The organism is Thioclava litoralis, assembly GCF_045278885.1.
Lineage (GTDB): Bacteria > Pseudomonadota > Alphaproteobacteria > Rhodobacterales > Rhodobacteraceae > Thioclava > Thioclava litoralis.
This window is the reverse complement of the sequence record NZ_CP135446.1, coordinates 39,482-65,349: the sequence shown is the minus strand read 5'-3', so window position 1 is coordinate 65,349 and position 25,868 is coordinate 39,482. Positions and strand designations below refer to the sequence as shown.

The window sequence follows — 25,868 nt, the reverse complement described above, 5'->3', positions numbered from 1 at the left end:
CCCGTCCGGTCAGAAGTTCTTGGTGAAACTCAGCCCGAAGGACCGCCCGCCGGTGGGCGTGGCCCGTGTGCCGTTGAAGGCCGCACTGTAATTGTCGTGATCGGTCAGGTTATAGGCGTTGAAGCCGATGCGGTAGCTGTCGGTGGTGTAGGAAATCGCCGCATCAAGGCTGACCGTTTCGGGGATCTCGGCGGTATTGGCCGCGTTCACATAATAGGCCGAGGCATATTTGATCCCGCCGCCCACCGACAGATCGCCCGACAGGTGGGTCTTCTCGGGGCCGAAATGATAGGCGGTCCACAGCGTAAGGTTATGTTTCGACACGCCCGGAGCGTCATTGCCGATGGTTGCGGCATCGATCCCGCGCCCGTTGATCACCTCGCCGTCAAGATAGGCATAGCTGGCGCTGACGGTCCAGTCGTCGTTGATCTGGCCGGTCGCCCCTAGCTGCACGCCACGGATCCGCACCGCATTGCCCGCATCCGAGAAGCCGGTGGAGACGGTGCCGTCATCATTGACGGTAAAGGAGTTCTTCTTGCGGATCTGGAAGGCCGCGCCGGTCAGCCCCAGAGTGCCGTCAAACAGGTCCATCTTGCCGCCGATTTCCAGATTGTCCGACCGCTCGGGGTCATAGGCATCATTGGCCACTGTCGCGCTGGTGCCTTGCGAGCTTTGCGCGATATCGGTGCCGATCGGGCGGTAGGAGCGCGAGGCGGTGGCATAGACCATCGTATCGGCATTGGGTTCCCAGATCACGCTCAGCGAGGGGCTGATGCGGCCCGCGCTGGTATCGGTGTTGGTTTCGGTGCTGGAGCCGATGGTGTAGCCGTCGAAGGTGCTGCGGAAATAATCCGCCCGTGCGCTGGCCTGCACCGACCATTGCTTGTCGATATAGATCCGGTCGGCGGCGACGATGCCGATATCGGTCGCGGTGGAATCCGAGGCGGTATCGTAATCATAGCTGCGCGACACACCGGCGCCCGAATGGGACGGGTCGATCACCGTCTGCGTGACGCGGCCCGTTGTGCTGCCGCGCACCCGACGGTCGGTCTGATAGGTCAGGTCCAGCCCCAGCAGCGCCTTGTGACGCATCCCGAACAGCTCGCCCTCGGCATGGGCGGCCAGCATGTTCTCGAAGCCCCAGCCGGATTGTCTGTAGGCAACCCCGCCGCCTGCCCCATAGCTCATATCGACATTGGTGCCCGCCTGCAGAAGCGCCAGATTGGCGGCACTGACCGAGCCCGGCGACGTGATCGCGAAATCGCGGTTATAGTTTTTGAGCCGCGTGTCATTGGTCAGCGTGACCCCGTTCGAAAGCGTGGTCTCGAAGCTGGAGGTCAGCGTGTGGTTGCGGGTCTCGTCCTTGTCGCTGTCGCGGACATAGGAGGTGCTGCTGTCATAGCCCGGAATATCGTATTCCAGAAGCGGGCGGGCGATCCCGTCCGAGCCGGTGGCCATCGGCTGGCCCTGATCGGGGGTGCCGTCGCCGTGGTAATATTCATAGCCCAGATGCCAGGTGGTGCTGGTGCCCAGCCCCATGCCGTAATCCACCGCCAGCCCGCGCGCATCGACCGAGACATTGTCACGCCCCGCCGCATCGCCATTCTGGTTCATGATATTCACGCGCACGGCCGATGTCTCGGAAAGCTGCCGGTTCATATCCAGCGTCTCGCGGGTGCTGAGGCCCGATTTGACACTGCCCGAAACCGAATTGGCATCGCCCAGATGGGCTTTCTTGGTCTGCTGGTTGATCACGCCGCCCAGATTGCCCACGCCGAAGGCCTCGCCGGTGGGCCCCTGGATCACGGCCACGGATTCGGTGTTATAGGTGTCATGCGCATAGGTGCCGAAATCGCGCAGGCCATCGGTATAGATGTCGCCCGCCGCCGAGATGCCGCGCAGTTTGAACTGGTCGCCCTCAAGGCCGCCACGGCCCTCGCCGCTGGACAGCGTCACCCCCGGCACATTGCTCAGCGCCTCTTCAAGCGTGGTGATCTGCTGCTCTTTCATCGTTTCGGCCGAGACCACCGAAACGGTTTGCGGCGTGTCCCTGACCGACCCGCCCAGCATCCGCCCCGCCCCTTCGACGACGGCACCATTGGCATTGCTGCCGCTGCTGTCCTCGACATAGATCGGGTCCAGCGTGACCGCACCGGCATTGGATGTGGTGGTGGATGTATCCTGCGCCAGCGCGTCCGAGGGGGCGGTGCCGATCAGCCCTGCCGCCCCGACAGAGGCGAGGACACCCGTTGCATAACGAGATTTCGAAGCCATGTTTCTACCTTGGTTACCGAGAAAGGATGGCTGGCGCGGCTCTGTCACAGAGGCCTTGGCTGGCTGGGTCTCGCGCAGATACCGCCGCAGGGGGGCGGCGACAATATGCCTTTTTCCCGCGCGGGGGCAGCGTGGCATCGGGGTCACGCGGGGCCTTTGCGGGCAGGGGGGCCTTTGCGGGCAGGGGGGAGCGCCCTGTGCCCGCAGAAAGGAAACGCTCTTTTCCAATTGGGGCGGGGTCTGTCACTGTCACCGCCGTCTCTGGGGCTTGCCCCGCACCCCACGCTCGCACCACGCTTGCGCCATAGGGCGAAGGGGTCCCTCACGCAAAGGGGGCGGGGTGCCCGATTTGCAGGCGGTTTGCGGCCCGCCTTGCGTGTTTGACAGCATGTCTGCACAAACAGGGTTTACTTTCCGGCGTTTCTATTGAAGATCAGGGATGTGCCTTTGGCACCTGCTGACACCGCCTGCCAATAATGCCATCCGGTGTCCCGATCCGCGCAGACAATAATGTCGGCGTCGCCTTCCTGTTCCAGATCCCTGAGGCTTGTCCGCGATGGCTTTGGCCGGTCGCTGCGCCTCTGGCCGTCCTGACCTGTCCGCCTTTGGCGCGGGGCAGGGGGGCCGCGCAGGGTCTGTCTGGCGGGCGCATAACAAAAAATCCCAACAGTGGAGAAGTTCCATGACTATGACCCGTCGCCATGTGCTTGGCGCGTTCGGTGCCGCTGGCCTGTCTACGCTGGCAAGCCCGCTTCTGGCCAAAACCCGCCCGATCACCATTTCCGCCCTGTACGATCTGTCGGGCGGGCTGGAGGTCTATGGCCAGCCGATCGTCGATACGCTGAAATTCGCGGTCGCGCAGCAGAACGAGAAGGGCGGCCTTCTGGGGCGCGAGATCGATCTGAAGGTCTATGATCCGCAATCCAACATGCAGCTTTATTCGCAATTCGCCCGTCAGGCGGCGCTGGCCGATGCGCCCGATGTGGTCTTTGCCGGTATCACCTCCTCCTCGCGCGAGGTGGTGCGCCCGATCCTGCGCCAGTTCAACAGGCTGTATTTCTATGCCAACCAGTATGAGGGCGGGGTCTGCGACCGCAACATGTTCGCCACCGGCGTGACCCCGGGCCAGACGGTCGACAAGCTGGTGGAATATTCGCTGCGCAATTTCGGCAAGAAGGTCTATATCGTGGCGGCGGATTACAATTACGGCCAGATCGTCGCGGATTGGGTGCGCAAATATACCCAGCAGGGCGGCGGCGAGGTGCTGGAGGTCGAATTCTTCCCCCTTGATGTGACCGATTTCAAGACCTCGATCTCGAAGATCCAGAGCGCCAGACCCGATTATGTCTGGTCGGCACTGGTGGGCGGGGCGCATATCTCGTTCTACCGGCAATGGCAGGCGGCGGGGATGCATGGCAAGATCGCGCTTTCCTCGACCACCTTTGCCGGTGGCAACGAACATGTGGTGCTGACGCCCGAGGAATGCAACGGCTTCATGGTCTGCCAGAACTACCTGCAAGAGCTGGCCACGCCGGAGAATGCGCGCTTTGTCGAGGCGTTCCACAAGATGTATGGCGCGGACTATCCCTATATCACCGAGCTGGGCATGGGGGCCTATCAGGGCTTCCTGCTCTGGGCTGCCGCGGTCGAGAAGGCGGGCAGTGCCGAGCGTATGCCGGTGATCGAGGCGCTCGAGACGGGGCTGTCGCTTGCCGCTCCGAGCGGGCAGGTGACGATTGATCCCCAGACCCATCACACGATCATGGATGTGCATATCGCCCGCGTCGAGAATGGCGGGCTGATCCCCGTGCAGACCTTCGCCCAGCAGGCACCGGTTGATACGGCGGTCTCGTGCAACCTGCGCGAACATCCCGGGGACACACAGCAATATGTGGTCAAATTCTAAGCCCCTCCGAGCCATAAGGAAAAGACAAGATGGATTTCGTGGCGGTTCTCGCAATCGAATTTCTCGGGTCGATCGCCATTCTGGTGCTGATCAGCATCGGACTGGCGGTCGTCTTCGGGATGATGAAAGTGATCAACATGGCGCATGGCGAGTTTCTGATGCTCGGCGGCTATGTGGCGATCTATGGCACCAACTGGGCGGGGCTGAATTTCTGGGTCAGCTCGCTGGTCGTGGCCCCGCTTGTGGTGGGCGCGGTCGGTATGGGGCTGGAATGGCTGGTGGTGCGCCATCTCTACGGGCGCATGATCGACACCATGCTGGCCACATGGGGCATCAGTCTGGCGCTGGTCGGGGCGATGACGATGCTGGTGGGCAATACCACGCAGGGCCTGTCCACGCCGCTGCCCAGCCTGCAGATCGGGGCCTATTCGGCCAGCGGCTATGTGCTGTATCTGATCGTGCTGGCGGGGCTGGTGGTCGCGCTGCTTTACGCGCTGTTCAAGCGCACGACCTTCGGTCTTCTGGCGCGGGCCACAACCCAGAATGCCGATATGGTGGCCGCGCTCGGGGGCAATCCGCGCCGGATCTATGCCAGCACTTTCGGTCTGGGCGCGGCGCTGGCGGGGCTGGGCGGGGCGGCGCTTGCGCCGATGACAGGGGTGATCCCGACCATCGGTGCCAGCTATATCGCCAAAGCCTTCATCACCGTCATCAGCGGCGGCGGGGCCGTGATCGCGGGCAATCTCAGCGCCTCGGTGCTTTATGGGGTGGTCTCGCAGGTCTTTACCTATCTCTACACGCCGGTCATCGGGCAGGTCGCGCTTCTGGTGGCGGCGATGGTGCTGATCCGCTTTCTGCCCAAGGGCATTACCGGCCGCTTCTTCAAGAGGTCCATCTGATGACGAAACAGCAATATCCGGTACTGGCGCTTGTGGCGGTGTTCGGGCTGGCGATGGCGCTGCCCGCGCAGATGCAGCTTTACACCGTCTACGAGGCGACGGTCTATCTGGTGATGGCGATCCTTGCTCTCAGTCTGGCCTTCATCTGGGGCAAGGGCGGGATCATGTGTCTGGGGCAATCGGCCTTTTTCGGGCTGGGGGCCTATGCCTATGCGGTTGCCGCGCTCAATTTCGGGCCGGGAGTGGTGGCCTGCCTTGCCGCGGTCGCGCTGCCCGCCCTGGGGGCCGCGCTGCTGGGGTATTTCATGTTCTACGGGCGGATCAGCGATATCTATGTCGGTGTGATCACATTGGCGGTGACCCTGATCCTGTTCAACCTGATGAACTCCACCTCGGGGCCGCACTACCATATCGGGCAGGCGCGTCTGGGCGGGTTCAACGGCATTACCGGCATTCCGACGCTGGCATGGCCCGATGGCACGCCGCTGTCGCCTGCGGCGCTGTTCCGGCTGACGGCGGGGCTGCTGGTGGCGGTTCTGGCGGCGCTGGGGCTGTATCTGCGCAGCCCTGCGGGCAAGCTGGCGCTGGCGGTGCGCGAGAACGAACACCGCGCCGAGCTGCTGGGCTATAACGTCGCGCTGAGCAAGCTGAGCACCTTTGCCATTGGTGGCGCGGTGGCGGGGCTTGCGGGCGGGCTGTTTGCGAATTGGGGCGCGTTTGTCAGCCCCACGGTCTTTGCCCTGCTGCAATCGGCGCAGATCATCATCTGGGTGATCGTGGGCGGGCGCGGCACGCTGGTCGGGCCGATCCTTGGCTGTATCGCGCTGCAATGGGCCACCACCCAGCTTGGCACGCAGCAGGTGGTGCAGGTCAATCTGGTGCTGGGCGTGGTGCTGAGCGCCTTTGTGCTGCTGGTGCCGGCGGGTCTGCTGCCGAGCCTTGGCAAATGGGTGCGTCCTCTTCGGGCGGCGCGGGCGCAAGGCGGGCCATTGGCTGCGGCGGGGCCGCAAAGGAGTGCAAGACATGAGGGAGGGTCCGGCCATGACGCATGACACGCTGTTGCAGGCCCGCGGGCTGGGGATCAGCTTTGGCGGGGTCGATGCCGTGGGGGCGGTCGATTTCGACCTGCGCCCGCGCGAGCTGCGCTGCCTGATCGGCCCCAACGGGGCGGGCAAGACCACCTTCTTCCGGCTGCTGAGCGGGCAATATGCGCCCAGCCGTGGCACGATCCGCTTTGACGGGCAGCCGTTGCAGGGGCTCAGGCCCTTCGAGATCGCGCGGCGCGGCATCGGGGTGAAGACGCAGGTGCCCAGCCTTTTCGAGGGGCTGAGCCTGCGCGCCAATATCGAACTGGCCGCCAGCCGCAGGCTGCGCGGGGCGGAGCTGGCCGCCGAGGTCGAGGCGGTGCTGCACCGGATCGGGCTGTATGAGCTGCGCGAGACGCCCTGTGCCGAGCTGGCGCATGGCCAGCGCCAATGGGTCGAGCTGGGGCAGATCCTTGCCTCGCGGCCCAAGCTGGCGCTGCTGGACGAGCCTGCGGCGGGGATGACCCATGACGAAAGCCTCAGGACGGTGGCGCTGATCCGGCAGATCACCCGCGAAAGCGCGGTGATCGTGGTCGAGCATGACATGGAGTTCATCCGCCTGCTCGGGGCGGAGGTGACGGTGTTCGAACGGGGCCGGATCATTGCGCAGGGCAGTTTTGCGCAGGTGGCCCGCGATCCGCAGGTGCGGGCCGCCTATCTAGGACGGAAGGAGCAGGCGGATGCTTGAGATACGCGATCTGAAATCGGGCTATGCGCGGGTGCCGGTGCTGAACGGGGTGACGCTCTCGCTGGGGCAGGGGGAATGTCTCGGCCTTCTGGGGCGCAATGGCATGGGCAAGACCACGCTGTTGCGTGCCATCATGGGCGGGCTTCCGGCATGGTCGGGGCAGGTGCAAAAGGCCGGCCAGCCGCTGGACCGCCTGCCGCCGCAAGCCCGCGCCCGCTGCGGGATCGGCTATGTGCCGCAGGGCAAGCAGCTGTTTTTGCAGCTAAGCGTCGAGGAAAACCTGCGCATGGGCTGTGTGAAGGATTTCGGCCGGACGCGCGCGGCTCTGGCCGAGACGCGGGCGCTGTTTCCGCGGCTCGAACGGCTGTTCGAGCGGCAGGCGGGCATGCTGTCGGGCGGCGAGCAACAGCTTCTGGCGCTGGCGCGCTGTCTGTGCGGGGCGCCCGATGTGATCTTGCTGGACGAGCCGACCGAGGGCATCCAGCCCTCGATCTGCGACGAGATCCTGGACGTGCTGCACCATTTGCGCCGCGAGCGCGGGCTGGCGATCCTGCTGGTCGAGCAGGATATCGATTTCCTGTGGCAGATCTGCGACCGCGTGCTGACGGTGAACAAGGGCCGGATCGTGGGGGGGATCGAGCCCGCCGCCGCCGGCTCGATCGAGCAGGCGAAAACCTTTATCGGAATTGAAGGGTAATATCATGACTATCCGCAAACCGGATCTTGCGGCGGTTCGGGCCGCCTCGGACGCCTATCAACTGGCCATCCCCGAGGCGGAGCTGCCCGCCTATCACCGCCTGCTGGAGGGGGTCGCCGCCGACTACGCGATGGTCGATGCGCTGACCGACACCCCGCCCGCGCCCCGTTTCCCGCGCCTGCCGGGGCAGCGCCCCGCCCCCGAGGACAACCCCTATAACGCCTGGGCCATCCGCAGCACGGTGGCGGGCGCGCCCGAAGGCCCGCTGAAGGGGCTGCGGGTGGCGCTGAAGGACAATATCTGCCTTGCGGGCGTGCCGATGATGAATGGCGCAGGCCCGCTGCGCGGCTATCTGCCCGAGATCGACGCCACCGTGGTCACCCGCCTGCTGGAGGCGGGCGCGCGCATCGAGGGCAAGGCGCAATGCGAATTCTTCTGCGTCTCGGGCAGCAGCCATACCAGCGATCAGGGGCCGGTGCGCAACCCCCATGACGAGACGCGCTCGGCGGGGGGGTCGTCTTCGGGCTGCTCGGCGCTGGTGGCCAGTGGCGAGGTCGAGATCGGTATCGGCACCGATCAGGGCGGCTCGGTGCGTATCCCTGCCGCCTATGCGGGGTTTGTCGGGATGAAACCGACCTGGGGTCTGGTGCCCTATACCGGCATCATGCCGGTCGAGCAGACGCTGGACCATGCGGGCATCATGACCGCCGATATCGCCACCAATGCGCGTGTGCTGGACGTGCTGGCAGGCCCCGACGGGCTGGACCCGCGTCAGGGCGCGCAGCCGGTGCGGGCGGGCCGCTATGGCGCGGGCCTTGCGGCGGGCTGTGGCGGGCTGCGGATCGGGCTGCTGCGCGAGGCGTTCGGCTGGGCCAATTCCGAGGCCGATGTCGATGCGAAAATCCGTGCAGCCGCGCAGGTCTTCGCCCGTCTGGGGGCCGATCTGCACGAGATCAGCGTGCCGCTGCACCGTCAGGGGCATGCGATCTGGACCCCGATTGCCACCGAAGGCACCGTGCGGCTGCTGGAGGGGCTGAATTACGGCTCGAACTGGAAGGGGTTGTATGTGACCAGCCTGATGCGCGCACAACGCGACTGGCGCGACCATGCGGCGCTTTTTCCGCCGGATATGAAGTCGGTTCTGCTTGCGGCGCATCATTTTGGTGGCAAATATGACGGGTATTACTATGCCAAAGCCCAAAATCTGGTACGACGGTTGAAAGCCGCCTATCTTGCCGCCTTTCAGGAGGTCGATCTTCTGCTGATGCCCACTGTTCCGCTCAAGGCTCCGGTGCTGCCCGGTCCGGACTGCGACCCGGAAACCTTCGTGACCCGTGCGCTGGAGATGAATGCCAATACCGCGCCGTTCAACGCGACGGGGCTGCCTGCGCTCAGCCTGCCCTGTGGCCGCAGCGCGGGGCTGCCGGTGGGGATGATGCTGGTCGGGCCGGACCATTCGGAGGCGCGGCTCTATCAGGCGGGGGCGGCCTTCGAGGCGGCGCAGGACTGGACGGTTCTGTGATGGCGGCGATGACGCATAGACCGGACGGGCTGCCGGTGGGGCTGCTGTTCTCGCCCCATAGCCTGACCGCCGAAGTCGAGAAAACCCAGATCCGCGCGACCTGTCTGGCGATCGAGGAGGTCAATGCGCAGGGCGGCGTGAATGGCCGCCCGCTGGTGCCGCATCTGCCCGATATCGGGGCCGGTGCCGCCGATTACCGCCGCGCCGCCGAACGGCTTTGCGCCGAGGCCGATGTGCAGGTGTTTTTCGGCACCCATATGTCGAACTCGCGCAAGGCCACGCTGCCGGTGGTCGAGGGGCGGGGGGCCTTGCTGTTCTATCCCACGCTCTACGAGGGGTTCGAATTCTCGCGCAACTGCCTGTATACCGGTGCCGCCCCGAACCAGAATTCGGTGCAACTGGCCGCGCATATCCTGACCCGCTATGGCAAACGGGTGTTTTTCGTGGGCAATAACTACGTGTTCGCCCATGAATCCAACCGCATCATGCGCGATCTTTTCGAACAGGCGCAGGGCACGGTCTGCGCCGAGATCTACCTGCCGTTCGAGGTCTCTGCCGAGGCGCTGCAACAGGTGATGGCGCAGGCCGAGGCACTGGCCCCCGATGTGATCTACTCGACCCTTGTCGGGCGCGATACGGTCAAGCTGCACGAGGCCTTCGCGCGCAGCCCCCTGCGCGGGCGGGGCGTGCCGATTGCCAGCGTGGCCACCAACGAGGCCGATCTGGCGCAGATGGGCGCCGAGCTGGCCGAGGGCTGTCTGGCGGCGGCGCCCTATTTCTCGTCGCTGCGCAGCGATGCCAGCCTGCGCTTTGTGGCCGCCTATCGCGCGCGCTTCGGGGCGCAGGCCCCGATCACCGCAGGGGCGGAGGCGGCCTATTCGCAGGTCTGGATGTTCGCCCTTGCCGCGGCGCAGGCGGGGTTTGCCGGACGGGCAGGGCAGGCGGGGCTATCGCCCTTGCTGGAGGCGCTCGGCACGGTGCGGTTTGACGCGCCGCAGGGGCCGGTCAAGCTGGATATGGACACCCATCACAGCTATCTGTGGCCCCGCATCGCGCAGGCCTCCGCGCAGGGCGTGTTCGAGGTGATCGGGGAGGCCGCGCGCAGGGTCAAGCCCGAGCCCTTCATGGTGCAGCACCATTTCGGAGGGGCCTATCCGGAGCATGTCTAAAGCCCGCAACATGCCGAAGATCAGCGACCTCAAGGGGATGAAAGTGCTGGTTTTCCTGCCTCCGGAGGAAGAGGCGCAGGAGCTTGTGAGCCACCTGATCCGCATCGGCTGCCTGCCGCAGCTGAGCTGGCCCGTTCCGCAGGCGCTGCCGCTGGATGTGGATGTGGTGATCACCACGGTCGATACCGATATCCGCGCCGAGCTGCTGGCGCTGGCCGAACATGTCGATGACCGCCATCCGCCGATCATCGCGCTGGCCGGATACGAAGACCCCGCCACCTTGCAGATCGTGCTGGGGCTGCGTGCGGCCGCGGTGATCGAGCGTCCGGTCAAGCCCTTCGGATTGTTGACCAATCTGCTGATCGCGCGCGACATCCGGCAACGGCGGCAGGCCCATGCGCAGCGCATCGCCGAGGTCGAGCGGCGGCATCTGTCGCTGTCGGTGGTGCAGCTGGCCAAGATCCTGCTGACCCGCGTCGAGGGCCTGCCGCCGGAGCAGACCCACCGCCATCTGCAGAAGACCGCGATGAACCGGCGCTGCTCGCTGGAGGTGCTGGCCGAAGAGATCATCGCGCGCCATCTGGGCACGGCTCTGGCCGAAACCACGCCGCCTGCGGCGGGGCTGCGGGGGACAAGACAGGGGGGATCTGGGCCGGGGGTATCGGGGCCGGGATCATCGGGGGAAGGATCTGGCAGGGACAGGGGGATCGGGGACAGGTCCGAACGCGATGGGCCCGAACGCGACAGGTCCGAGCGTGATGGGCCGATGCAGCGGGGCGGGCCTGTATAGGGCGGCTTTGCGCTCGGGCATAGCTCCGATGTCGGGCCCCCGCCGGTTGCTATGCCGCCTGCCTCTATGCCGCGCTTTCGCGGTTTGGCCCCCTGCCGTTCTGCCTTGCGCCTGCGCCCGAAAAGCGGGAGAATTGGCAACAGGCCCGAGGGTCTTGCTATGGCTTTGCTATGGCCCTGCCTTCCGCCACGCGGCGCGCCGCTTGCGGCCTGCCCCGGGATCGGGCCGTGCGGGGAAGCGGTGGCACAGGCAGAGGTCCGGAAGCGGGGGCATATGGTCAGCATCAAGGATATCGCCAGACAGGCAGGCACCTCGGTGTCCACGGTCTCGCGGGCGCTCAATCACAGCGGCTATGTCTCGCAGGAGGTGCGCGCGCGGGTCGAGCAGGCCGCGCGGGCGCTCAATTACCAGCCCAATGCGGGGGCGCGGACCCTGCGCAGCGGGCGGTCCAACCTGATCGGGGTGATGCTGCCCTCGCTCGAGGTCGAGTTCTTCGCCCGTCTGGCCCATCGTATCGAGCAATGCCTGTTCCAGCAGGGCTATCAGGCGCTGATCTGTTCCACCGCCGAAGACCCCGCCCGCGAGAAAGCCTATGTGGACACCTTTGCCGCCAAACAGGTGGACGGGCTGCTGGTGGCGGCGATCGGGGCGGGGCCGGAAGGGTTGCAGGCGCTGGCCGATACCGGCATTCCCATTGTGGCCATCGACCGTCATGCGCAGGGCGCGCCGGTGCTGACCATCGGGTCGGACCACAAGATGGGCGGCGGGCTGGCGGCGCGGCATCTGCTTGCGCTCGGCCATCGGGAGGTGGTCATTCTGGGGGCCCCGTCGCATTCCGAGCCGATCCGGCTGCGGGCGCAGGGCATGATCGAGGCCTTCGAGGCCGAGGGGCTCGCGCCCCCCGCGCTGGTGCTGGGCGAGACGCATAACGTGCGCTCCTGCGAGGCGCTGGCCTTCGGTCTTCTGTCACAGGCGGCCCGCCCCAGCGCGATCCTTGCCACCAGCGATATCGCGGCGGTGGCGGCGATGCGGGCGGCCAAGCGGCTGGGTCTGGAGCTGCCCGAGGATCTGTCGGTGACGGGCTTTGACGACAATCCGATGGCGCGCTGCGTCTGGCCGGACCTGACCACGATCCGCCAGCCGGTGGACGAGATCGCGCGCCAGAGCGTGGACAATCTTCTGGCGCGGATCAAGGCCGTCGATCATGGCGGGGCCGAAGAGATCACGCTGGATGTGACCCTGATCGAGCGGCATTCCACCGCCCCGTTGCGCTCTGGCTGACCCTGTCCTGTTTCCTTCGCCCAGTCTCTTCGCCCCGCGACGGGGGGGCATATGGCAGGCCCCTAAAGGGCGCGTATGCCGATGTGGTAACGGGTGGCAAGCCAGTGGCCGGCGCGGAAGGGATAGGTTGTGGCCACCCCCTCCTGACGCAGCGGCGTGGCGGCACGGGAGGCCGCGACGCCCAGATCGAAACAGGCCCGCACCGGTTCCAGCCCCAGCGCCAGATGCTGCCCGTTCCACGGCGCATGGGCGCGGCCACGATTGGAGACCCAGATCATCAGCGCGGGAAACAGCGCCGCGTCATAGCGCAGCTCGGTGCACAGGCCCGCGTGATGGTCATGCAGCCGCACCGCCCCGCCCTTTGCCACCGCCAGAAGCCGCGTCTCGCTGGCCCCTGCAAGCGGCAGGCGCGACAGATCCAGCCCATCGCCCCGATGCCCGTCCCGCAGCGGCAGCGCGGCCAGCCCCGCCGCCCGTCGGGCGGGGCGGACGGGCGAGGGGTCGGCCGCCGGATCGGCGGGATGGGTCCAGACATGGCTCAGCCCGTCGATCTCGATCCGGGCCGCGCCCCTGCGCTCGGGCAGCGCCAGAACCGGATGCAGCCCGATGGGCAGATCGCCGTCGCGCCGTGGCAGGATCTCGAGCCCGATCTCGAGGCCGCAACCCCGTGGCCGCAGGGTGCGGCGCAGGCGGGCGACGGGATGGGGCGCGGGCAGCGCGATCTCGGCCGTGATCATCGGGGTGGAAGGACCGGACGGGGTGGGGGCCAGCCCCAGATCCCAATGCAGATGGGCGGCCGTGCCATGTGGCAGCGGGTCCTCCCAGATGCCTGCCGCGCCCTGCCATTGCGCGGCCACCGGCTCGCCCGCGGCCCCGAAGGGCACACAGGGCCATTCGCCGGACAGCCCCGCCATCAGCCCGCTTTGCCCGTGATCGGGCCGGTCCAGCCACGGCGCGCGGGCCAGCGGGCGATGCAGGCGCCCATCGGGCAGGGTCAGGGCCAGATCGCGGATCATCGCCCCGAGGCTCTGCACCGCCAGATAGCCCCTGTCCCAGCGCAGCTCCTGCACGGGGCCGATCTCGCGCGCAGGAGTCAGTTGCGCGGAAGGGGGGAGCGGGGCAGGGGGAAGCGGGGGGCTCATCGGCGGTCGATGGTGAAATTGACGAAGACCGCGGCAAGGATCAGCGCCCCGCGCACCACCTGCTGGGCATAGGGGTTGAAGCCCCAAAGCGTCATCGCATTGATCACCACGCCCAGAAACAGCACGCCGATAAACGCCCCGAAAACCGAACCGCGCCCGCCAAACAGGCTGACGCCGCCAATGATCACCGCAGAGATCACCTCGAGCTCCATGCCGCGCGCGATGGTGGGATTGCCGGAATTGATCAGCGAGGAATAGACGATGCCGCCAATCGCCGCAAAGACCGCCACCAGCATCATGCAGATCGTCTTGGTGCGCCAGACATTGATGCCCGACAGGCGCGCGGCCTCCATATTGCCGCCGACCGAATAGATCGCCCGCCCCAGCGTGGTGTAATTGGCAATCACGAAGGTCAGCACGAAGGTGAACAGCAGCAGATAGACCGGCACCGGCACCCCCAGCAGGCGCCCGCTGCCGATGATGTAATACCACGAGGGGAAAGCTTCGATGGCCGAGCCGTTGGTGATCAGGTTGGCCAGCCCCGCAAGCGTGGCCATCATCGCCAGCGAGGTGATGAAGGTGGGCACTCCGATCCGGTGGCGCAGGGCACCGTTGAGCCAGCCGATACCGGCGGCAAAGCCCAGCGTCACCACGATCCCGAGCACCACGAAATACCACTGCGGTTCGAAGGCATGGCCCGAGGCGCGCTGCACCACCCATGCGGTGATGCAGGACGAGACCGCCACCATCGAGCCCACCGAAAGGTCGATCTCGCCTGCGATGATCACCAGCGTCATGCCGCAGGCGATGATGCCGGGAACGGCGATATTGCGCAGGATATTCAGTTGGTTATCGACTGTCATGAAGCCGTTGGCGGTGCTGGCCACGATGGCGTAGAGCACCGCGAGGATCACCAGCATGGAATGGCGGCGCAGCAGGTCTGTCAGGGCCAGCCGGCGCTGCGTCAGGGGCGGGATGGTCGAGGCGGTGGGCAGGCTCATAGCGGGGTTCCTTCCGGTTCGGGGGCCAGGCGTTTGGGGTGGGGCTGTGGGGGCTGTTCGGGGTCGGGGCGCATACAGGCGGCGTAAAGCGCCTTGGGGTCGAGGCCGTGGTTGTGGAATTCCTCGGTGATCCGCCCGCCATGCAGCACAAGGATCCGGTCACAGCATTCGGTGAGATCCTCGAGTTCGGTGGAGACGACGATGCAGGACAGGCCCTGTTCGGCCATTTCCCAGATGATCTGGTAGATCTGGTGCTTGGCCTGCACATCCACGCCGCGCCCCGGTTCGTCAAACAGCAGGATATCGGGCGCGTTGTTCAGCCAGCCGCCCACCACGATTTTCTGCTGGTTGCCGCCCGACAGGGCCGAGACCGGCAGCATCGCATCGCCGATCTTGATCTGTAACCGCTTGATCTGCTTGGCGACATGGGGGTCCTCATGGCGCAGGCTCGTCCAGCCGCTGGGGGCGATCCGGTCCAGCGCGGCAAGGCAGAGATTGGCATGGCTTGACAGCTCCTGCACCAGCCCCGCGGCCTTGCGGTCCTCGGAGGCATAGCCAAGGCCCGCCGCCTTCATCTGCGCGATGGTGGGGCGGGGATAGGGCCTGCCCTTCACCGTCAGCTGGCCACTGTCAAAGGGGCGCGCGCCGAACAGCGCATGCAAAAGCTCGGTGCGTCCGGCCCCGAGCATGCCCGCAATCCCCAGCACCTCGCCGCGATGCAGATCGAAGGAGACATCCTTGAGATAGGGGGCCAGCCGCAGGTTGCGCAGCTCAAGCGCCGGTGCGCGGGTGTCGATCTTGCGCTGCGGGCGTTCGAGCGGGGGCAGATCGCCGAACATCAGGTCCAGAACGGTCTGCGGGTCGGCCTCTTCCATTGCGACAGAGCCCACGAAATGCCCGTCGCGGATGGCGGTCACGGTTCTGGCGATCCGTGGCAGTTCCGACAGCCTGTGCGAGATATAGAGGATGGTCACCCCCCGCGCCTCCAGCCGTCTGACCAGATCGAAAAGCTGGTTCACCTCGGCCTGCGCCAGCGCCGAGGTCGGCTCGTCCAGCAGCAGCACCTTGGGATGCAGGCTCATCGCCTTGGCGATCTCGACAATCTGCTGCCGCCCGACAGAGAGGCTGGCGACTTCGGCCCGCGGGTCGATATCCTGTGCGCCGATATCGGCCAGCAGCGCCTGCGCCTCGCGGTACAGGCGCGCCCAGTCCACCAGCAGCCCGCGCTTGGGCAGACGTCCGAGAAACAGGTTCTCGGCCACGGTCAGCCCCGGCACCAGCGACAGTTCCTGATACACGGTGACAATACCTGCGGCCAGCGCATCGGCGGGGGTGTCGAAGGCCATCGGCACCCCGTCAAGGGCAAGGCCCCCGCGGCTGGGCCGGATCGCCCCCGAGAGCATCTTGATCAGGGTGCTCTTGCCTGAGCCGTTCTTGCCGATCAGCGCATGGACCTGACCGGAGGCGAAGCTATGGGTGAACCCTTCGAGGGCCTTGATCGGCCCGTAATGTTTGGTGAGATCGGTGAATTCGAGGCGGCTCATTCTCTCTCCTTGCAGCCAGAGGGGAACGTGCCAACCGCCGCGCGGCGGTTGGCAGGCAGATGGCGGCTTAACGCAGGGTGGCCACATAGCGCATGATGGCGTCTTTCTGGCCGCGTTGCAGCGGCACCACCGGCACCTTGTTCATTTTGGCCACCTGTCCCGTTGCATCCATCAGCGCGAAGGCGGCCTCGGCACCGGCGCGCCCCATCGCCTGACCGCTTTGCGCGGTGGTGGCCTGTAGCACATCGTCACTGGCCATCAGGCCCCGCGCCAGCTGTTCCGAGCCGTCGATGCCGAAGACATAGACCTTGCCCATCCGGCCCGCATTGCGCACCGCCTGCATCGCGCCCACGGTGCCGCCCTCATTGGCGGCGAAGAGCAGGTTGATATCGGGATGGGCGGTCAGCATATCGGTGGCCACCTGCACGGCTTTCTCGGGCATCCACGCATCCTGCGTGCCGAGGATGTCGATCTGGGTGCCCTTGGTGACAGTGTCGCGGAAGCCGCCGACGCGGGCGGCCGACTGTTCGGGCAGCAGGCTGGAAAAGGCCAGAATGCCGATCTTGGCACGGCCGCCCATCCTGTCCTTGATGAAGGCGGCGGCGGCCTCGCCGGTATGGGTGCCCAGCTCGCGGTCCTCGGTGGCGAATGTCGCATCGGCCAGATCCGGATCGGCCAGCCCGCCATTAAGCGCGACAATGGTGATGCCCTTCGCCTTGGCCCGCGCAAGGGCCGCCGCCGAATTGGTGGCCGAGACCGGCGCGATCAGGATCGCATCGACCCCGCGCGAGATATAGGTATCGATGGCCTGCGCCTCTTTGGTGATATCGCCATCGATATTCAGCTCCAGCACCTCCGCGCCATGCGCCTTGGCCACATCGCGGATGCCCGATTGCATCGAGGTCATGAACTGGTCGCCCATGAAGACGATGCTGGCGATCACCGTCTTGCCCTGCGCGTCCGGCGCCGGTGTGTCCTGTGCCTGCGCGGGCAGCCCGCCCAGCAGGCCACCCAGCAGCCCCAGCAGGCCCAAGGCCGTGGCCATGCCAAGGCCGTTCCGTCTGTTGATAATATAACCCATTGTTTTCTCCTCCCTTTATGTCCGGTTTCAGAAGGCCACGCGGATGCGGACCTCCCCGATACGGGTCTCCCCGCTATGGCCTAACCGATATGGGCCTGCCCGCGCAGGCAGGGGCTGCGGGCTGTGTCCCCCAGCTCTGCCAGAGACGGGATCGCATCGGTGGCCGTCGCTCCTCCAAGCGACAGGGCGGCCACCTTGCATCCAAGCGCCAGAGCCTCCGGCGCCGGTCTTTCTTCGTGGAGCGCATGCAGCACGGCGGCGGCAAACGCATCGCCCGCCCCCACGGGGCTGAGGATGGCCTCGGGCGGCACGGGGGCCACCTCATGGACCGTCGTGCCCTCCCGCGCGACCCAGAGCGCCAGCGCGGGGGTGTGCACGATCACCGCATGGCCCACCCCCTGTGCCAGCAGCGCCCGTGCGGCGGCCTCCAGCCCGTGGCGGTCGGCGGGGCCTGCGACCGGCTGTCCGGTGGCGCGGGCGGCCTCGACCTCGTTGAGAAACAGCACATCGATCGCGGGCAGCGTGGCCTGCACCACCGCGCGGTATCCGGGGGCGGCGCTGGACACCAGATCGACGCAGGTCATCATCCCCGCCGCCTGTGCCCCGCGCAGCAGGTGATAGGCGGCGCTGCGCCCGTCTGCACCGATTTTATCAAGCGCGGGCAAGAGGTTGAGATAGCCCAGATAGAACAGCTTGCAGCCCGCATCGGCCAGCGCGGCCAGATCCACGCTGTCCTGCGCCAGATCGTTGTTGACGCCCGCATGATAGAAGAAAGTGCGGCTGTCACCGGGCACGTTCATCACATGGGTATGGGCCGTCACGCCCGCCCGCACCCGCCGCAGATGCCGCAGATGCCGCGCCTGAAGGCCGGTCCGCGCGACCCGCTCATGGACCTCGTCACCGAAGCTGTCGTCCCCGACCAGCCCGATCGGATAGACGGGATAGCCCCCGTCCAGGGCCGCCAGATCCGCCGAGACATTGGCCGCACCGCCCCCCAGCCCGCTGGTCTGGCGCGAGATGCCGACCAGATCGGATTTCTCCGGCCAATGGCCGATGTCATGGACGATATCGAGGATCCAGTTGCCCATACAGGCAATGCCGCGCCGTGTCGGGGCGGTCATTGCGGCACCTCGTTCCACAGCAGGCGATAGGGCGGCTCGTCTTCCTCTACCTCGGAAAACCGCCCCTGACCGCCGAGAAAGAAGTTATCGCCCTGATCGTCGTTGCACTGGCTGACCTCGGCCACGAAAACGGGGGCCTCCTCGCCCCAGAACCGGTGCTGTACTCCGCGCGGGATGGTGATGCTCTGGCCCGCCCGCAGGCGGTGGATGCGGTCGAAGGCGGGATGGGCGGCGCCGTCGATGCGGATCTGCTGCGGCGGCGCGCCGGTGCCCAGATAGCCCTCGGGGGTGAACGCGACGCAGAGCGTGCCGCCGCCGCGCACGATGATGTCCTCGAGCTTGTGCTTATGGGCATGGAAGGGCGTTTCCTGCCCCACCCCCACAAAGAGCAGCTTTTCGGCATAGGGGCGTTCCTCGCCGGACAGATGCGCCAGCCCGTTGCGCACGCAAAACAGCGTCAGCCCGCGCGCGGCAAATTCCCCCGAGCCGAAATCGGTCACATCCCAGCCAAGCTGCCGCTCGGCCAGCCAGCGGCTGTGGTCGCGGTGGCGCAGCACATCGGCCATATCCCAGCCCGCCCAGTCGGGCAGCGCCCAGAGGTGATGCGCCAGCATCGCCTCCGCGCTGCGCAATGCGGTGTTGATTTCCGACCGCTTCATGAGGGGTAGTCCACGTCTTGCGCCTGACCGGACAGGCCCGCCGCAAGCGCCGCTGTCAGCAGCGCGTGATGGTCTGCCGCCTCTTCGGGGGTGGCACAGCCGAAACCGCAGGCCGTGCCGCCGGCCAGTTCCTCGACAAAGGCCGCCCACATCTGCTGGATCGCATCGGTAAAGCCGAATTCGAAGATGCCGCCGGTGATGGTGGGGAATTGCGGCGTGAAGCCCAGATCCTCGACCTGCCATGTCTGGCCGCCACCCGCGCTATAGCGCATGAACTGCCACTGGCGCGGGTTCTTGGTGGAGAAACAGGCCGAGCCCTCCATCCCCAGCACCCTGAGCGACCATGTGTTGGACTCGCCCGGCGCGATGCGCCATGTCTTGAGCACCAGCGGGAAGCGGCCCTGCCCGTCGGCATCCTCGACCATGCCGGTGATGGTGGCATTGTCCCATGTGCGGCAGGGCACGCGCCCGCCACGGCCATCGGGGCGGTCGGGCACACGTTTGACAAGGCTTGCCTGCACCCGCGCGGGCTTCCAGCCAAGGCGCAGCGGCACATGGCACACATGCATCCCCAGATCGCCCATACAGCCATATTCGCCATTCACCTCGACCATGCGCTTCCAGTTGATCACCTTGTCGGGGTTGATGTCGGAGCTGTGCAGGAAGGCGCTCTCGACCTCGAGGATCCGGCCGCAGGCGCCCGAGCGCACGAAATCGATGACCTTCTGCGCCCCCGGATAGAACGGCATCTCGGACGAGCAGCGCACCAGCAGATCGGGGCGGGCCTTCAGCGCGGCCATGATCGTGGCATTCTGCGCCTGATCCATGCCAAAGGGTTTCTCGCCCAGCAGATGCTTGCCCGCCGCCAGAATGGCCGGATAGATCTCGGCATGCAGCACATGCGGCACCGCGCAATAGACGGCCTCCACATCGGGATTGGCCAGCAGCTCGGTATAGTCGGTGGTGATCTGCGAGAGGGTCGGGATATTGTCGCGATACCACCCCATCAGATCGCTGTTCGTGTCGCAGACCGCGACGATCTCGGGCCGCGCGCTGGCCTTGGTCAGATGCATCCAGCGGGCGGCGGCAGAGGCGAATTCGCGCCCCATCAGACCGCAGCCGATAATGCCGAAACGGATGGTTCTCATGCCCCCGCCCCCAGCAGCGCCAGCGCCTGCGGCACGGTGGCGTTTTCATGCACGACCGCCATCAGCGCACGGGTCATCGCCGCCGGATCGGCATGGTGGATGACATTGCGCCCATAGACGATGCCGCGCGCGCCCTGTTCCATCAATACCTTGGTGCGGCTGAGGATTTCCTCATCCGAGACCTTGCCGCCGCCGCGCACCAGCACCGGAATATCCTGCGCGATCTCGATCACGCGGTGATATTCGGCCGGATTGGTGCAGGGGTCGGCCTTGATGATATCGGCGCCCAGCTCCACCGCCTGCCGCACCAGAGGCAGGATCTTGTCGATATCGCCATCGACCATATAGCCGCCATTGGTGTTGTCCTGCATCACCAGCGGCTCGACCATCAGCGGCATCGAGGCCTGATCGCAGACATGTTTGAGCGCGTTGATATTGGCGATACAGGCGCGATAGACCTCGGGCTCGTCGGGCAGCATCAACAGATTGACCACCACACAGGCCGCATCCAGCCGGATCGCCTGCTCCACCGGCTTGTCGATCACCTCGGAAAACAGCAGGCGGGGCAGGGGGGTGCCATAGACATTGGCGATATCGGTGCGCAGCACCAGCGCGGGCCGGTCCTTGCCGGGGCGGGCCTGCAGGATCGGCGCGGTGCCGGGGGGCAACTGGATCGCATCGGGGGCGGCCTTTGCCACGATCTCGACGGCCTGTTTCATATTCTCGATGCCGTTGAGAAAGCCCTTTTCGTTGAACATCCCGTGGTCGATGGCCACGTCAAAGCAGTTGCCCGAAGGGGCAAAGAGGCGGTTCATCCGCGCCTGTTTCATGATTTTCTCCTCCAGATCGTTTCCGGGTTCCTCACATGTGGAAACGATTCCAGACGAGCCTATGCGAATCCGGTTTTCAGTCAACTCTTTCCTGCGCCACTGCCACGGCGCAAAGGCGGGCTTGCCGGATAAGCTGCGGGAAATATGATATATTTTTGATCTATTTTTTCAGCGATGCGGGCGGGTGACACCCCCGCAGCACCGCAAAAACCGCCCCGACGCCGCGCCACACAGGCCGCAGCCCATGACAGAAAGCCGCGCCTCTCAGCCCGTGGCGGGCGTTCCGGCGCGGCGTGTGCGGCGGCGCCGGACACGGGCCTGCGTCGGGGGGGCGGTCAGCTAGAGGCCATGCACACCGCGCAGATGCCGCTCGGCCTGATCGGCGGCGATATCGGTGACCAGCATATAGCCCGGCGCATGGGTGATGGCGAAGGCGGGTCTGGCCGCCAGAATAGCCGCTTGCGGGGTGACACCGCAGGCCCAGAACACGGGAATATCGCCCGGTTCGATGACCGGCGCATCGCCATAATCGGGCTGCATCAGGTCTGTGATGCCGATCTGGGCCGGATCGCCCAGATGCACGGGCGCGCCATGCGCCAGCGGCATATGGGCGCAGATCTGCACCGCCTCGATGGCCGCAGCGGCGGGCATCGCGCGCATCGACACCACCACGGGCCCGTGAAACGCCCCCGAGGGGCGGGTGGCCAGAGTGGTGCGATACATCGGCACATTGCGCCCCGCCTCCTGATGGCGCAGCGGCAGGCCCGCCTTGGCCAGCGCGGCCTCGAAGCTGAACGAACAGCCGATGGCAAAGCTCACCAGATCGGGCCGCCAGAGCGCGGCGATCTCTTCGGGCTCCTCGGTCAGCACCCCTTCGTGCCACACACGATAGCGCGGCAGGTCATAGCGCAGGTCGATATCCTGCCCCAGCGAAGGCAGGGCCACAGCGCCGGGTTCGCTGACGGCCAGCAGCGGGATCGGCTGCGGATTGGCCTGGGCAAAGCGCAGGAAGGCGCTGGCTTCGGCCTCGGGCAGGATCACCAGATTGGCCTGAAGCGCATCACCACCCACGCCTGTGGTCGGTGCGCGGAAACGGCGGGCGCGGATTTCTTGCCGTAAGATATGCGGGATGCTGAGATCTGTCATCGGGCTCTCCGGTTGGGGTCGGGGGACTATCGGACGACCGCGTGAATTAAGCAATGGCGCGAATGTGGTCCGCAGCGGCTTGGTCTTCGGATCGGCATTTTCGCGTCCGGATATGCAGCAGGATGGTCTGTGGCTGCAGCGGGCCAAGGACGCGAGGCGCGACGATCTTCCACTGGCGAGGCCGCCATTTTCGTGCAACGCGCAAGAGATGGCGGCCCTTCACCAAAGGCGGGTTGAACGGGACCTGATCGCGGTGGAAGACCTGATGGCCAGAACATTTTAGCGGTTGTTCAGGGGGCCGTCGCCCCCCCCCCCGATTTCCAGAGTAATCTCGGGGCAGGTCCGGACGGGATTGCCCGCTTCGCCGGACAGGTCTGGCCCTGCGGCACTTGCCGCGGCAGCATCGATCTCACTCCCCCTCCTCTGACGGACCTTCGGGTGCGGGGCAGCGCGGGGAGCGCCGCGCCGCTTGGAATTCGGCGTCCGAGAAGGTCATGATATATTGTGGTAATTGCGGGAAATAGTTGGTGGCCTCTTTCCACACACGTTCTGGCGGCGGGCCCATCGTTGCGCAGACAAATGCGACATCGCGGAGATCAGACAGGGCATTCCCGATTTTATCCGATGCGATTGTCAGCGCACCATTCGGCCCGAACAATACTGTCAGTTCATAGGCATGATAGGCGATGGTCAGGTCCTTGATAGGCACATCGACCGTCGCCGTCCAAGTGATATTTGTCGGCAATTCGACCCATTGTGCAGATACCTGCCAGATCCCATCATGCTTGGCATCCCACGGTACGCCAAGCACATTTGCGCTAGACGAACGCGGCATAGATATATCCGCCATGCCATGTGCGATGAACGGCTCGACGGGCGTTATGGGACTTTCAATGGCAAAATGCGTTACCACCGCCGGAGAGGTGCTATCGGCCCCGAAGCTGAGCGTCATCGTACGTATTTTGTTGTTTTCAACGGCGCTCCAAAACAGGAAGCCGGCACTCCCACCCGCGAGGCCAAGGCACGTTATGACGATATATCTTCGTTTCATTTCATAGTCCTTCCGGATGCGGTCCGGAACGGGGGGGGGCCTCTCTCAAAGACCGAAGGTCTGAATGTGAAAGCGCGAACGCTTTTTGACTAAGCGTAAGTGATGCCTGACGCAAGCCGTGCAGGCCACGAACGCGCCACGGATGTCCTTGCCTGTTGCCTGTCCCGTTATGGCTTTCTGATTGCCGTCAAAGGCCCCTTATGGGACCGTCACCCGTTCTGGTGCATCAAGCGGCGTCAGCGTGGAAATTTACGTTGTGAAGGACTGAATATGCGCGAAATTACTCAGACCCGGCGTTGGTGCCAAATCATGCAAAACCAGGATTTCTACTTTATCAAGACTCGTTCTGGCCTTCGCAGCGGTATGTTTCACGATCCGAAGGGACGCGAACATATTCTTGAGGTTGCGACTGACGATGCGGAGCTTGGCGCAGCCTTGCGCGATTCACTTTCTGCCAGCCGAGTAGTGGCCTTAAACCCCGCACCGGACGGGATGACATGGCCGACATTTGTCGAGATTGCTCCCGAATTCAAAAGCGGCAACCATGAGGCAAATTATCTCAACTGGGTGGCAGAAACGATGGCGCGGTGTGGTTACAAGACCAAGCGCAAGATGTTTGCCGAGATGCGCTTGTGTCATGTCGAACTCGACATGGATAAGGCCGAAATCGACATAGCGCCGAATAATCATGTCAAACTTGAAGCGTGGGATCTGGGCAAGCTTACCGAGGCCGATAACGTGCGGATTTCAGCGCAGGTGAGCGATGCGGAGCTCGGCGCTGCGATGCGCCTTGCCCTTCGCCGCTGCACCTGAAGCAAACGGTCCAGCACATCGCGCTTGGCGGGAGGGGTCGGAACGCATATGCGGGATTGCGCAGGGGCGAGTATGGCGCGCGGGGCAGGCAGGGCGCGCGACCTGCGGCGAGGGGCGGGGAGACCCCGCCCGTGCCTGTGTCGCGATGCGCCTTATTGCGGGTCTGGCTGGGTCTGGCGCGCCGCATAGGAGGCCGTGCCGAAGAGATCGGCACCGGCCCAGTCGCGCAGGGTCACGCTTTGGGTCGCGGGGCCTTTGGACCAGCTTTCGGCCTTGGCCAGATCGCCCTTGCCATCCCATTGCGCGATGAACGGATAGGGATAGACCGGACGGCTCATCGGGGTGACCTGTGCGGACCCTTCGGCGCGCGGGCCCTCGGGGCGGGGCCCTGTCCGGCCCTGACGCCCACCATCCGGCCCGTTTTGGGCGCGCGGGCCAGCGGCCGCCCCCTCGGGCAGGGCAGCGCCTGCGGCCTGCGCGCGGTCCGGGGCGAAATCGGGCGCGCCGAAGCGGCTGGGCTGTGCGGCGGTGGTGGTCAGAATGGCGTCGGGGGCCTGCCCCTGTTCAACCCATGCCATCATCGCCGAGAGCAGATCCAGATTGGAGGGGCCTTCCCCATTGCCGCAATGCGCCACCCCCGGCAGCAGGTAGAGACGTTCGAACCCGTCCACCCTCTGCGGCCCCATCTGGCGGATCATCGCCTCGTGCAGGGCCACGGTATTGGCGGGCGCGATATGCGGATCGGCCAGCCCGTGCCACAGGATCAGCTTGCCCCCCGCCCGCGCGAAGCCCGACATATCGGGATCGGTCGCATCAAAGAGCGGGTGCCGCGCGCGCAGCGCCTCCAGCGTGGCGCGGGTGAAGGCGAAGCTGGCCAGATCGGCCTCGGGGCGGGCGGGGTCGAAGGCCAGATAGCGGATCGCGGGCAGCGCGGCATTGGTGCTCATCAGCCCGTCCTGCGGCTGATCGGCGACATAGACGCCCGCCCAGTTCAGCTCCGAGCCGTAAAGCGGCTGGCCCGCCGTCAGCGGCTGGTGGGTTTCGGGGTCCGTCGGGCCTTGGTAGAACCGGCGCGCGACCTCGGCCTCGGCGGCGGTCAGGCAGGCCGAGTGGTCGCTCTGGCCTGCGGGGCAGATCAGGCTGGCGGGGTCGAAATGGCACGCGGCGGGGGTGGAGATCAGCCCGTCTTCGGCGCCGTCAAGCGCATCACAGGCCGCAAGCACCGCCTTGTGCAGCAGCGGCAAACGGTCCGAAAGCAGCGTCACCGTGCCGTCGGCGCCGGTGTTCGAGACCGCCTGCCAGCCGTGATAGAGCGTGTTCTGCACCGTAAACAGCATGGCCGGTGCACCGGCGATGATCCCGTCGAAATCCTCGGGGTAGCGCTGCGCCTCCATCAACGCCTCGCGCCCGCCATCCGAGCAGCCGTTGAAATAGGCATAGCGCGCGGGCTGGCCGTAGAAGGCGGTGATCAGCGCCTTGGCGGCCTTGGCGGTCAGATGCTGGGCGCGATAGGCGAAATCGCGGCGCTTTTGCGCATCGAGCCCCCATGCGCCGCTGTCATCGCCCGCATGGCCCATATCGGTGGCCGCCATGACAAAGCCGCCATCGGTCAGCAGGGCGCAGCCGTTCGAGGCCCCCGAGCGCAGGCTGATCCGCCCGCAAAGCCCGCCGCAGCCGACCTGTAGATAGCGCTGCGCCCATGTCCGTGTGGGCAGCAGCACCTCGAGCGTGATCGCAGGGGCCAGCGTGGCGGTGACGCGGCAGACCGCGATCCCGTCCGAGAGGGTCTCTTCGGTGGCGGTGACCGCGCTTCCGGTCCCCGCGATGGCGGCAAGATCGGTGTCGGCAAGGGCCGCGCAGCTGCGGATCGGGGGCACAGGGGCCAGCTGGCTTTGGGCGGCGGCAGGGCGCGGCACCAGCAGCGTCAGCGCCCAGAGCACAAGCAGGCTGGCCTGAACGATATATCGGGTGGAAGGGGGCATGGGTCGGGTCTTTCATAGGACAGGAAAGGTGGGGTGAGC

General features: G+C 65.9%; 22 protein-coding genes. 10 read left to right on the top strand and 12 right to left on the bottom strand.

The features are described 5' to 3' along the window. Nucleotides 1–9 precede the first annotated feature (9 nt). Nucleotides 10–2,274 carry a TonB-dependent siderophore receptor gene (locus tag RPE78_RS18115; protein WP_330628226.1) on the bottom strand — a complete coding sequence of 755 codons (2,265 nt, stop codon included), beginning with the start codon at nt 2,272–2,274 and terminating at the stop codon, nt 10–12. Nucleotides 2,275–2,956: 682 nt separating this feature from the next. Here RPE78_RS18115 and RPE78_RS18110 point away from each other — a divergent pair. The 9 genes from RPE78_RS18110 (at nt 2,957) to RPE78_RS18070 (ending at nt 12,311) form a co-directional block, all read left to right on the top strand. Beyond that, entirely contained in the window at nt 2,957–4,180 is a 1,224-nt protein-coding gene (locus RPE78_RS18110; protein WP_330628225.1) for a transporter substrate-binding protein, read from the top strand. Nucleotides 4,181–4,209: 29 nt separating this feature from the next. Beyond that, nucleotides 4,210–5,079, top strand: coding sequence for an ABC transporter permease subunit (locus tag RPE78_RS18105; RefSeq protein WP_330628224.1), 870 nt, complete (start codon nt 4,210–4,212; stop codon nt 5,077–5,079). Continuing rightward, the gene (locus RPE78_RS18100; protein WP_330628223.1) at nt 5,079–6,131 is read left to right on the top strand and encodes an ABC transporter permease subunit; all 1,053 of its coding nucleotides are present in this window, start codon (nt 5,079–5,081) and stop codon (nt 6,129–6,131) included. The genes RPE78_RS18105 and RPE78_RS18100 overlap by 1 nt, the downstream gene beginning before the upstream one ends. Further along, a complete protein-coding gene (locus tag RPE78_RS18095) occupies nt 6,103–6,852 on the top strand; it encodes an ATP-binding cassette domain-containing protein (protein WP_406721733.1) in 750 nt (249 codons plus the stop codon). The genes RPE78_RS18100 and RPE78_RS18095 overlap by 29 nt, the downstream gene beginning before the upstream one ends. Then, nucleotides 6,845–7,549, top strand: a complete 705-nt coding sequence (locus RPE78_RS18090) for an ABC transporter ATP-binding protein (protein WP_330628221.1) — start codon at nt 6,845–6,847, stop codon at nt 7,547–7,549. The genes RPE78_RS18095 and RPE78_RS18090 overlap by 8 nt, the downstream gene beginning before the upstream one ends. A 4-nt stretch (nt 7,550–7,553) precedes the next feature. After that, complete coding sequence (locus RPE78_RS18085) at nt 7,554–9,071, top strand: amidase (protein ID WP_330628220.1); 1,518 nt, start codon at nt 7,554–7,556, stop codon at nt 9,069–9,071. A gap of 8 nt (nt 9,072–9,079) precedes the next feature. Further along, nucleotides 9,080–10,240: a transporter substrate-binding domain-containing protein gene (locus tag RPE78_RS18080; RefSeq protein ID WP_339110103.1), complete on the top strand. Its 1,161-nt coding sequence runs from the start codon at nt 9,080–9,082 to the stop codon at nt 10,238–10,240. Beyond that, nucleotides 10,233–11,030, top strand: coding sequence for an ANTAR domain-containing protein (locus tag RPE78_RS18075; protein ID WP_330628218.1), 798 nt, complete (start codon nt 10,233–10,235; stop codon nt 11,028–11,030). Before RPE78_RS18080 ends, RPE78_RS18075 begins: the two co-directional genes overlap by 8 nt. A 159-nt stretch (nt 11,031–11,189) precedes the next feature. Continuing rightward, nucleotides 11,190–12,311: a LacI family DNA-binding transcriptional regulator gene (locus RPE78_RS18070; RefSeq protein ID WP_406721732.1), complete on the top strand. Its 1,122-nt coding sequence runs from the start codon at nt 11,190–11,192 to the stop codon at nt 12,309–12,311. Between the two features lie 62 nt (nt 12,312–12,373). Here RPE78_RS18070 and RPE78_RS18065 read toward each other — a convergent pair whose 3' ends face one another. The 10 genes from RPE78_RS18065 to RPE78_RS18020 form a co-directional block, all read right to left on the bottom strand. Then, nucleotides 12,374–13,453, bottom strand: a complete 1,080-nt coding sequence (locus tag RPE78_RS18065; RefSeq protein WP_330628216.1) for a hypothetical protein — start codon at nt 13,451–13,453, stop codon at nt 12,374–12,376. Next, entirely contained in the window at nt 13,450–14,454 is a 1,005-nt protein-coding gene (locus RPE78_RS18060) for an ABC transporter permease (protein ID WP_330628302.1), read from the bottom strand. Before RPE78_RS18060 ends, RPE78_RS18065 begins: the two co-directional genes overlap by 4 nt. After that, nucleotides 14,451–15,998 (bottom strand): sugar ABC transporter ATP-binding protein, encoded by a 1,548-nt coding sequence (locus tag RPE78_RS18055; protein ID WP_330628301.1) that lies wholly within the window; start codon nt 15,996–15,998, stop codon nt 14,451–14,453. The genes RPE78_RS18060 and RPE78_RS18055 overlap by 4 nt, the downstream gene beginning before the upstream one ends. A gap of 67 nt (nt 15,999–16,065) precedes the next feature. After that, a complete protein-coding gene (locus RPE78_RS18050) occupies nt 16,066–17,079 on the bottom strand; it encodes a substrate-binding domain-containing protein (RefSeq protein ID WP_330628300.1) in 1,014 nt (337 codons plus the stop codon). An 80-nt stretch (nt 17,080–17,159) separates the two neighbouring features. Further along, nucleotides 17,160–18,200, bottom strand: a complete 1,041-nt coding sequence (locus RPE78_RS18045; RefSeq protein WP_330628299.1) for a carbohydrate kinase family protein — start codon at nt 18,198–18,200, stop codon at nt 17,160–17,162. Continuing rightward, nucleotides 18,197–18,859, bottom strand: a complete 663-nt coding sequence (locus tag RPE78_RS18040) for a D-lyxose/D-mannose family sugar isomerase (protein ID WP_330628298.1) — start codon at nt 18,857–18,859, stop codon at nt 18,197–18,199. The genes RPE78_RS18045 and RPE78_RS18040 overlap by 4 nt, the downstream gene beginning before the upstream one ends. Then, nucleotides 18,856–20,007 (bottom strand): Gfo/Idh/MocA family oxidoreductase, encoded by a 1,152-nt coding sequence (locus RPE78_RS18035; RefSeq protein WP_330628297.1) that lies wholly within the window; start codon nt 20,005–20,007, stop codon nt 18,856–18,858. Before RPE78_RS18035 ends, RPE78_RS18040 begins: the two co-directional genes overlap by 4 nt. Further along, nucleotides 20,004–20,837, bottom strand: a complete 834-nt coding sequence (locus tag RPE78_RS18030; RefSeq protein ID WP_330628296.1) for an aldolase — start codon at nt 20,835–20,837, stop codon at nt 20,004–20,006. The genes RPE78_RS18035 and RPE78_RS18030 overlap by 4 nt, the downstream gene beginning before the upstream one ends. A 339-nt stretch (nt 20,838–21,176) precedes the next feature. Further along, on the bottom strand, nt 21,177–21,983 hold the full coding sequence (locus tag RPE78_RS18025) for a putative hydro-lyase (RefSeq protein ID WP_330628295.1): 807 nt from the start codon (nt 21,981–21,983) through the stop codon (nt 21,177–21,179). 409 nt (nt 21,984–22,392) lie between these two features. Then, nucleotides 22,393–23,034 carry a hypothetical protein gene (locus RPE78_RS18020; RefSeq protein WP_330628294.1) on the bottom strand — a complete coding sequence of 214 codons (642 nt, stop codon included), beginning with the start codon at nt 23,032–23,034 and terminating at the stop codon, nt 22,393–22,395. A gap of 102 nt (nt 23,035–23,136) precedes the next feature. Here RPE78_RS18020 and RPE78_RS18015 point away from each other — a divergent pair, with 102 nt between their 5' ends. Further along, nucleotides 23,137–23,847 (top strand): contact-dependent growth inhibition system immunity protein, encoded by a 711-nt coding sequence (locus tag RPE78_RS18015; protein ID WP_330628293.1) that lies wholly within the window; start codon nt 23,137–23,139, stop codon nt 23,845–23,847. A gap of 152 nt (nt 23,848–23,999) precedes the next feature. On the opposite strand, the gene RPE78_RS18010 is transcribed toward RPE78_RS18015, so the two are convergent. Further along, the gene (locus tag RPE78_RS18010) at nt 24,000–25,829 is read right to left on the bottom strand and encodes a tannase/feruloyl esterase family alpha/beta hydrolase (RefSeq protein ID WP_330628292.1); all 1,830 of its coding nucleotides are present in this window, start codon (nt 25,827–25,829) and stop codon (nt 24,000–24,002) included. Nucleotides 25,830–25,868: the final 39 nt, after the last annotated feature.